Raw genomic sequence first — 8,923 nt, 5'->3', positions numbered from 1 at the left:
CCATGCCGGCGTTGTTGATCAGGATGTCGATCTGCCCGCGGCCCCACACGGTCTGCAAGACCTGCTTCAGGCGTGCCGCGAATTCGGCGAAGCTGCCCGACTGGCCGACGTCCAGCTGCAATGCAACGGCCCGCTGCCCCAGGGCCTCGACCTCGCGCACGGCGGACTGGGCCTCGTCCCCGCGGCTGCGATACGTCAGCACGATATCGACGCCGTCGCGGGCCAAGTGCAGGGCCGCATTGCGGCCCAGGCCGCGGCTGCCGCCGGTGATGAGGGCGACACGAGAAGTTGAGGTAGTCATGACATTGCTCTCCATGGTGATTGACCTGGAAAGCACTTTATTTGATGACAATCACAACAAAAATCGCCAAAATTCACCTTCACTATCCAGAATAGATTGACAATGGACCTCGACGCCCTGCGCATCTTCCTGCACGTTGCCGAAACCGCCAGCTTCACCCAGGCGGCGGACCGGATGGGCCTGACCCGGGCACGGGTGTCGGCCGTAGTGCAACGGCTCGAGGCAGAGTTCGGCACGCGCCTTTTCCACCGCACCACGCGCACCGTGCAAATCACGGACGATGGCCGCCTGCTGGCCGAGCGTGCGCAATCGTTGTTGGGGGAAGCCGAAGAGGTCCAAAGCCTGTTCCAGCGGCAGCCTGCTGCACTACAGGGCAAGATCCGCGCGGACGTGCCCCTGTTGATGGCATCACGCGTAATCATTCCGCGGCTGCCCGAGTTCCTCGCCCGCCATCCCCGGCTGGAGGTGGACCTGAGCAGCACCGATCGCCGCGTCGACCTCGTGCGCGAAGGCTTCGACTGCGTGGTGCGGGTCGGCGCATTACAAGACTCCGGGCTGGTCGCCCGCCGGCTGGGCGAGCTGCCGCAGTCCAACTTCGCCTCCCCTGCGTATCTTGAGCGCTTCGGCACCCCGCACAGCCTGGAAGACCTGGCTCATCACCGGCTCGTGCGCTATGCCGCAGACCTAGGGGGCGGCCCCGCCGCCTTCGAATACATGGAAGGCGGGACGCTGCGCACCCTTCCCATGGCCGACGTCGTCACCGTCAACAACAGCCTGGCTTACGAGGCCGCCTGCCTCGCCGGGCTGGGCATTGTCCAGGCGCCCGTCTCCAGCCCCAGGCGGGACCTCCTCGCCACCGGCCAACTCGTCGAGATCCTGCCCCACTGGCGCCCGCCGGCCTTGCCGGTCACCCTCCTCTATCCCCACCGGCGGCACGTGCCGCGCCGGGTCCAGGCCTTCATGGATTGGCTTGCAGAGGTCGTGGAGCAAAGCCTACCCGGCGCTCGCGAGGCCTGAGCCGGACGATCTATCCGGCGCGCCTGGAGCGCGCGTCACCGTACGGCCCCAAGCTTTCCGCTCTCAGGAAAGCTGGAAAAAATCCGTGGCCCGGCGCGGGGCCTCTCCTTATATTTTCGGTACCCGCAGTCATCCGGGAAGGCCCGCGCGCCCTCCCTCCACGAGGTTTGCCCAACGATGTTTCTCGACCTGGAAACCGCCACCGACTACCGAAGAGGCCTGTTCAATGCCATTGTCGCGCCTCGCCCCATAGGGTGGATCAGTACCCTCGACCGTGCCGGCCGGGCCAACCTGGCTCCCTTCTCGCATTTCAACCTGGTCTCGACCGCTCCACCGGTGCTGATCTTTTCGTGCAATGCGGCGGCCGACCGGCCCGAGAAAGATACCGTGGCCAATGTGCGCGCCACCGGCGAATTCGTCGCCAACCTGGCCACTTGGGACCTGCGCGAGGCAATGAACAAGACCTCGCTAAACCTTCCGCCGGGCGTCGACGAGTTCGAATTCGCCGGGCTGGAAAAGTTGCCGAGCATGAAGGTGGCACCGCCGCGCGTTGCAGCATCTCCCGCCCACCTGGAGTGCCGCTTGCTGCGCATCGTCGAGATCGAACCGACCCGCAGCGGCGAAACGCATAGTTCCGTCGTATTCGGCAGCATCGTCGCCGTGCACCTGGATGACGAGTACGTCGACGCGCAAGGGCGCTTCGACGTCGCGCGCGCCCTGCCACTGACCCGGCTCGGCGGCGCCCAATATGCGACGGTCGGCGAACTGGTCGAGATGCCGCGCCCCAGTCCTCCCCATCCTTGAAACGAACGCCCGAATCGAGCCATGAACGCACCCAATCCCAATATGGCGCCCGACGCGGACCTCATCATTTACCCCGAAGCCGCGACGGCCGGCGAACCTCAAGTCGGCCGGGCGCAAAACTTCAGCGTGGAATGGATCAACCACGCGCAGCCCCGCACGGCAGAGAGCCCGCACGAGCTGCTGCTACTCCTTCCCGGCGCAGGGGCCAGGATCGAACACGGCAGCAGCACGACCGAGGCACCGGGACGCTCGCTGTGCATCATCCCCGCGGGACGCTGCACGATCACCCTCCACGAGCCTGCGCTCGGCATCCTGATCGCAAGCACCCGGAATGACCTCCGCGCGTCGGACTACCTCAACGCACGCGCCCACGACCCGCGCATCGTCCCGTCGACGCCCGCCTTCCGGCTGCGCGCCGGAGCCCGCGGCGTACGCGTCGTGTCCATCGACGACGTGTCCGCGCCACCAGACAACCCGCGCCTCAAGATGTTCCAGACCGACACGCTGAGCATCAATTGGGTGGAGTACGACGGCCCGCGCGACCGCACCAAGCTGAGCCCGCACAGTCACGCCGATTTCGAGCAAGGCTCGCTGGCGATCGAAGGCCACTTCATCCACCACCTGCGCACGCCCTGGGGCACCAACGCGAACCTCTGGCGGGACGATGAACACCGGCCGGCCCCACCCCATTCACTATTGGTCATCCCGCCAGGCCTCATTCACACGACCGAAGGCGTGGGTGCGGGCTACCACCTGCTGATCGACATCTTCTCGCCGCCCAGGCGGGACTTCATCGCCAAGGGGTGGGTTTCGAACTCGGCAGATTACGAGGATCCGTCCCGGCCGGCGCCCTGAACCCCGGCCGGCAGCCACGACAACGACAGGGAGACAACCATGACGCAATCCATGCACCGTCCGCCGAACCCCGATCGTCGCAGACACCTGCACCCTGGCGCCCGATGCACGTGGTGGAGCACAGCGCTGCGCCGCCTCGCGGCGTCCGGCACGTTGGCCGTCGCATTCGGCGCCCATGCGCAGGGCCCGGCCTCGGCACCTCCGCTCACCATGGTCATTGGCTATCCGCCCGGTGCCATCGTCGATACCGTCGCGCGCCAGCTGGCCAGTGAGTTGGGCCCCATCCTCGGGCGCACCATCGTTCCGGAAAACAAGGGTGGCGCGGCAGGCGCCGTCGCAGGCGCGCAAATCGCCAAGACGCGGCCGGACGGGAACACCATCCTCTTCACCGCCTACACTTCGCTCCAAGTCGCCGCGGCGCTCGACCGAAGCCTGCCCTTCGACCCGGTCAACGACTTGCTGCCCGTCGCCTCCGTGGGCCGGCCCACGACGCTGCTGGTCGTCCCGACTGACTTTCCCGCGAAGACCTTCGATGAGTTCCTGCAACTGGTAAGGAGCCAGCCCGGCAAGTTCAATTTCGGCACCAGCGGCATCGGCTCTCCCAATCACTTCGCCCTGGAACACCTGAACGCCGCGTTCGGCCTCAAGATGGCGGCCGTACCGTACAAGGGCGCGGCGCAGATGCTGACCGACATGCTGGGCGGGCGCGTGCAGGCCATCTTCAGCTCCACGTCGCTGGCTGCAGGCCACCTGCAGAGCGGCGCGGTGCGCGCCTTGGCCATCGGCTCACCCGACCCCAGCCCGGACTTCCCCAATCTGCCGGTCATCGCGCAGCAGGGCGCGCCCGGATTCAATGCAGCGGGCGCCCTGGGGGTCTTCGCGCCCCCCGGAACGCCGTCGGACGTCGTCCAGCGAATCAATGCCGCCGTCCAACAAGCGCTCGACAACCCCGCCACGCAACAAAAGCTGCGCAAGGAAGGCATCGTGATCGACAAGCTCGACGCGACGGCGTTCGCCGATAAATATCGGCGCGAGGCTAAGCAGATTGCCGACTTCATCCGTGAACACGGGCTCAAGCTCAACTAACGCCATGGCGGCGCGCAGCGCGGACAGCCGATGCCGCGCGCCGCGTCAGGTATGCTGCATCGCATGACTGCCGCCAAGAGGACTTCCGCGACATCCCCCGGTTCCGGAGCGCCTGCCCCCCGCCCCCAGGCCGGCATCCGGAGCGTAGAACGCGCCATCGAACTGCTGCAGGCGCTCAACCGACAGCCTGTCTCCACCATCGACGATCTCTACCGCCGCACGGCCATCCCTAAGGCCACCATCGCGCGGCTCCTGCGCACGTTCGAAGCCAAAGGCCTCGTCGCCCAATCCGTGCGATTCGGCGCCTACTACCTGGCCGCCGGCGTCAGCTCGCTGAACTGCGGCTACGTGCACGGTCCGCGCATCATCGAAGTCGCAGCGCCGCTGTGCGACGAGCTCACGCGCGAAATCAAATGGCCCACGACCCTGGCCTTGTTCGACGTCGATGCGATGGTGGTCCGCTACAGCACCATCCCGCAATCGCCGCTCTCACTCCTGCACTCCTCGATCAACCTGAGGCGAAGCATGGTCGGCCGCGCGCTCGGGCGAGCCTACCTCGCCTTCTGTTCGCCGGAAGAACGCGAGGTGATCCTGAGCGTCGTGCGCCAAAGCGGACGCGAAGAAGACCGGCTCGCCCACGCACCGCAAGAGCTGGATCGCATCCTCGAGCTCACGCGCATGCGCGGCTACGCGCTCAGGGACCCGGAATACAGCAAGCAATCCTGCACCATGGCCATTCCTGTCCGGCAAGGCGACGCCACCGTCGCCACCCTGGGGTTGACCTGGTTTTCCTCGGTCTTGACGCCCGAGCAGGCCGTGGAGCGGTATTTGGAGAGACTGCGCACGACCGCGGACCGGATTTCCGCAATATTGAACGGTTCGACCGACCGGTAGGCTCGCTTCCCGCCAGGGGCGCTTCGCCGCATGCGGCGGGCACGAAACGTGCGAGGGGCAAGGACATCGCCGCCCATGCCGACTCGCCATGCCCGACCTCATCGATGCTCTCCAATGGCCAGCCATGGCCGCCTCCCTGGCGGCTGCGTGGCTCGTCGCATCCCGCAAGAAGCACCGGCGCAACCTGGGATTCTGGGTATTCCTGCTGAGCAACGTCCTCTGGATGATCTGGGGGCTGCACGATGAGGCGTGGGCCTTGATCGCGCTGCAGGTGGGGCTAGGCCTGCTGAATGTGCGGGGGGTCAAGAAAACGGAGGAGGAAAACGCCTCCCCATGACCCGCCCCCCAGATTCATGCCGGAACGGTTATCTCGGCATTGAACACGAATTCCTCCGGCACGTCCGGGCCCCATGCGTATAGGGAATCTTCTGCCGGGTGGTCGCCTGCCGGCCACTCCTGGCCCGCGGCAATGTAGTCAATGTCGAAGGAATACTCGGCGTAGCTTCCCCATGGATCCCGCACGTAATAGAAGTAATTCGACCCCAGGACGTGCCGCCCCAAGCCCCAGCCTTCGCGGTAACCTGCCCGCACCATTTGCTGGGCGCCTTGGCCCACCTCATCGATCGAGGGGACGCACCAACTCGTGTGGTGCAAGCCGCCCCCGCCGGACTTCGCGAGCGCGATCAAATGGTGGTCGCTCCCATGCGGCGTATGCAAGAACGCAATCAGCGACCCCGAGCGGTCCGACAACCTCAACCCCAGGATGCCCTCGTAGAACTCACGTGCCTTGTCCACATCGGCAGTGAACATCAGCACATGGGACAGGTGCCGCGGCTGTACGCGCTGCTGTTTGCTGCGAGGCTTCGCCCGCCCAGCCCGGGTGCCGGGGGGAACTCTCTCGGCCCAAACCCGGACGGGGAGCACTTGGCGGCGACACGCAATTGAATGGGCAGCCCATCCGGCCCCTGGACCCACAAGGCGTCGCCCAAGGCATCCCGCCCTGCGCCAGCAGGCGGCGTGATGAGAGGCACATTCCGCTCGGCGAAAAGCTGCGCAAAGCGCCGGAAGTCCTGGGGGTAAACGCCGAAGGTAAGCCATCGCAGCCGCTTGGGGTTTCCAGCGTCATGCACAATGCGACCCCAGCGATGAGAATGGTGATACGTGTACAGGGACAGCCAGCCATCCTCCTCGTCGCGCACGTTCAAGCCAAAGTTCTCGTAGAAGTGTCGCGCGACGACCAGGTCCGGCACGCTGAACACGAACTCGTCCACTGAGTGCACCGCAAGCAGGTTGCTATCAGCAGAATGCGAGAAACTCATCAATGTCTCCTTCTGGATTCCCCGAAGCGCCCTCGCGCGGGCCGGGGCAGCATGGCGCCGGCCAGTCCTGCGCCCGCTGGAGCGGATCGAGGAAGAACGCGCCTACATCAGACAACGCGCTGTGTCTGCGTACCCAACGGGCCGCCCGAAAGCGACATCACATCCCCCCGCCGCAGGAACTGGGGAGGCTTCATGCCGAGGCCCACCCCTTCCGGCGTGCCGGTGATCACCACATCCCCCGGAAGCAGGGTCATGAACTGGCTCAGGTAGGAAACGATCTCGGCGACCGAGAAGATCATGTCTGCTGTATTGCTCTTCTGCACCGTCTTGCCGTTGACCTTGAGCTCCAGCGGCACGTCCTGCGGGTTGGAGAGTTCGTCGGCCGTCACCAGCCACGGCCCGAGAGGCCCAAAGCCGTCGAAACTCTTGCCCTTGCCCCATTGCCCGTTGCGATGGATTTGCCAATCGCGCTCGGAAACGTCGTTCGCCAGGCAGTAGCCGGCGACGTGCTTGAGCGCATCGTCGACGGAAACTTGGCGCGCGGTCGTGCCGATCACCACGCCCAGTTCGATCTCCCAATCGGCCGTTTCAGCGCCCTCGGGCAACACGACGTTATCGTTCGGCCCGGCCAACGACGTAATGGCCTTGGCAAAAACCACCGGTTCATCGGGAATTTCCATCCCGGACTCCAAGGCATGCTTGCGGTAGTTCAGCCCGATGGCAACGAACTGGCGAACGCCGGCAACAGGCGTGCCGATGCGGCTGTTCTCCGGCACGAACGGCATCCGCTCAAGGTCTATCGCTGCGATGGCATCCAGTTTTTCCGGAGACAGCCACTCTGGCGTCCAGTCGGGCACGAGCAACGACAGATCCCTCATCCGCCCCTGCTTGTCCAGGGCGCCGGCTTTCTCTGCCCCAACGGGGCCGTGACGTAGCAGTTTCATCGTCTGGTTCCTTCAATCTTTCGAAAGACACTCCTATTGGGTCCACTTTGCGCCGGTCACCGTACGTGCGGCCCCTTGCACCGGCACTAGGCGAACCTGGGGAATAGCTTCAACGCATTGCGCCGCATGCCGTCCGCGCTGAGCTCTGGCGGCAACGAACGACTGTTGTCCAACTGTTCGGCCAGCGCCTTGACCAGCGCTTCCGGCGTATACGGCCAATCACTGCCGTACAGGATGTGGCCCGGATCGGCTATCTGCAGCAATGGCAAGACCTGGCGCGGCAACGGAAACCCCGCGAGGTCGTAATAGAGCTCGCGCAGCGTTGCATAAAAACGCGGCACGTCCAGCTTCTCTCGCAGGCCCAAGGCTGGAGAAAGCCCCGCGACGCGGTCTGCGAGGACTGGGATCGTGGCGCCCGCGTGGGGCACGATGATCTTGATGTTGGGATACTTCGCCAGCGTCCCGGAGAGGATCAGGTTGAATACGGCCCGGGTCGTCTCGAACATGAACTCGATCATGGGAAACGGATAGTCGATCGGGGGGAGCAAGGCCGGATCCTGGCCGCTGCAGCACGGGCAGTACGGATTCGTGGGATGTATGAAAATCCGCGCACTGCGCCGGTCCAGTTCCGCAAAAACCGGATCCAGCCTCTTATCCCCGAGATAGACACCATTATGGTTGCTTTGAACGACGACGCCGTCGGCCTTCAGCACATCGAATGCATATTCGATTTCTTTCAACGAGCCGTCTATCTCCGGCAAAGGCAGCGACGCGAACATGCCGAAGCGCCGGGGAAAGGCCTGCATGGCCTTGGCCCCTTCCTCATTGACATAGCGCGCCAGGCCGCGGGCCGCGGCATCATCGCCAAAGTGCAGGCCCGGGGCGGAGATAGAAAGAATGGATGACGCGATCCCGTTGCGGTCCATCATCTCGATATGCTGCTGGACGCTCCACGCCGGGATCCCAGGCATGCCGGAAGGCTTCGAGTGACCTGCTTCGACAAGCGCAGCGCGATACTTTTCCGGCAGGTAATGCGCATGCACGTCGATCCGGCGCGGCGCGTCCGCCGCCCTCGCCGAGAGCGCGGGAAACGACGTCCCGGCCGTGGCAGCGATCAGCGCTGCGCTATTCGCCAAGAAAGCGCGCCTACCTTTTCCGTGTCGTGCATTCATGATGGCTTACCTCCTCCTTTGATCCATGTCGATTTGTTCACTGCCTCTGCCGCCTCAACACCCGGCATCACCTGACCAGACAACGAGGGGCGGGCGGCTCGTTATCTGCGTGTAGCCGCCGCTGTAGAACACGAGCGGCCGACGCTCCCTGCCAAGTTCCAAGTGCTCGACCTCGCCTACGTACAGCAGGTGGTCTCCCGCCTCATGGACATGGACGGTTCTCAACACAAGCTGCGCAAGACTGTCTCGTATCAAGGGGATGCCCCTGTGATATTCGAACGGCGGCTCAATGCTTGCAGCGGGGCGTCCCCCAAAGTGGTCGCTCAGCGCTTTCTGGCTTTCCACCAGGAAGCTCACGCCGAACCGATCCCCTTGCGATATCGCCGAGGTGAACTTGCTCACGCGGCGCACGGCAATCGCGGCCAGGGGAGGATCGGCGTCTGTCAATGTAGTTGGAACATGAGTCATGCTGCTTCTAGTTCACTATGCACATGGATAACGGTCGTTTCCTTCTCTGGATTCAGCCAAACG

12 protein-coding genes are annotated in these 8,923 nt (G+C 64.6%); 6 read left to right on the top strand and 6 right to left on the bottom strand.

What is annotated here, in order from left to right:
- Positions 1–301 (bottom strand): SDR family NAD(P)-dependent oxidoreductase (locus IRZ12_RS12940; protein WP_296469069.1); only part of this gene is annotated, 301 nt, incomplete at its 3' end.
- Positions 302–397: 96 nt separating this feature from the next.
- On the opposite strand from IRZ12_RS12940, the gene IRZ12_RS12935 reads away from it, so the two are divergent.
- From IRZ12_RS12935 to IRZ12_RS12910, 6 genes are all read left to right on the top strand, one after another.
- Positions 398–1,318, top strand: a complete 921-nt coding sequence (locus IRZ12_RS12935; protein WP_296469067.1) for a LysR family transcriptional regulator — start codon at positions 398–400, stop codon at positions 1,316–1,318.
- Positions 1,319–1,495: 177 nt separating this feature from the next.
- Positions 1,496–2,122 carry a flavin reductase family protein gene (locus tag IRZ12_RS12930; RefSeq protein WP_296469065.1) on the top strand — a complete coding sequence of 209 codons (627 nt, stop codon included), beginning with the start codon at positions 1,496–1,498 and terminating at the stop codon, positions 2,120–2,122.
- A gap of 21 nt (positions 2,123–2,143) precedes the next feature.
- Complete coding sequence (locus IRZ12_RS12925; protein WP_296469062.1) at positions 2,144–2,977, top strand: hypothetical protein; 834 nt, start codon at positions 2,144–2,146, stop codon at positions 2,975–2,977.
- Between the two features lie 39 nt (positions 2,978–3,016).
- The gene (locus tag IRZ12_RS12920; protein ID WP_296469060.1) at positions 3,017–4,063 is read left to right on the top strand and encodes a tripartite tricarboxylate transporter substrate binding protein; all 1,047 of its coding nucleotides are present in this window, start codon (positions 3,017–3,019) and stop codon (positions 4,061–4,063) included.
- 63 nt (positions 4,064–4,126) lie between these two features.
- Positions 4,127–4,957, top strand: a complete 831-nt coding sequence (locus IRZ12_RS12915; protein WP_296469058.1) for a DNA-binding transcriptional regulator — start codon at positions 4,127–4,129, stop codon at positions 4,955–4,957.
- A gap of 88 nt (positions 4,958–5,045) precedes the next feature.
- Complete coding sequence (locus IRZ12_RS12910) at positions 5,046–5,294, top strand: hypothetical protein (protein ID WP_296469056.1); 249 nt, start codon at positions 5,046–5,048, stop codon at positions 5,292–5,294.
- A gap of 14 nt (positions 5,295–5,308) precedes the next feature.
- Here the strand turns inward: IRZ12_RS12910 and IRZ12_RS12905 are convergent, their stop codons facing one another.
- The 5 genes from IRZ12_RS12905 to IRZ12_RS12885 form a co-directional block, all read right to left on the bottom strand.
- A complete protein-coding gene (locus IRZ12_RS12905) occupies positions 5,309–5,767 on the bottom strand; it encodes a VOC family protein (RefSeq protein ID WP_296469054.1) in 459 nt (152 codons plus the stop codon).
- On the bottom strand, positions 5,767–6,276 hold the full coding sequence (locus tag IRZ12_RS12900; protein WP_296469052.1) for a hypothetical protein: 510 nt from the start codon (positions 6,274–6,276) through the stop codon (positions 5,767–5,769). The genes IRZ12_RS12905 and IRZ12_RS12900 overlap by 1 nt, the downstream gene beginning before the upstream one ends.
- Positions 6,277–6,383: 107 nt before the next feature.
- Entirely contained in the window at positions 6,384–7,220 is an 837-nt protein-coding gene (locus IRZ12_RS12895) for a fumarylacetoacetate hydrolase family protein (protein WP_296469050.1), read from the bottom strand.
- A gap of 86 nt (positions 7,221–7,306) precedes the next feature.
- Positions 7,307–8,356: an amidohydrolase family protein gene (locus IRZ12_RS12890; protein ID WP_296469048.1), complete on the bottom strand. Its 1,050-nt coding sequence runs from the start codon at positions 8,354–8,356 to the stop codon at positions 7,307–7,309.
- A gap of 90 nt (positions 8,357–8,446) precedes the next feature.
- On the bottom strand, positions 8,447–8,860 hold the full coding sequence (locus tag IRZ12_RS12885; RefSeq protein ID WP_296469045.1) for a flavin reductase family protein: 414 nt from the start codon (positions 8,858–8,860) through the stop codon (positions 8,447–8,449).
- Positions 8,861–8,923: the final 63 nt, after the last annotated feature.

The organism is Pigmentiphaga sp. (assembly GCF_019689535.1).
Taxonomy (GTDB): Bacteria; Pseudomonadota; Gammaproteobacteria; order Burkholderiales; family Burkholderiaceae_B; genus Pigmentiphaga.
This window is presented reverse-complemented; position numbering and strand designations above follow the sequence as displayed.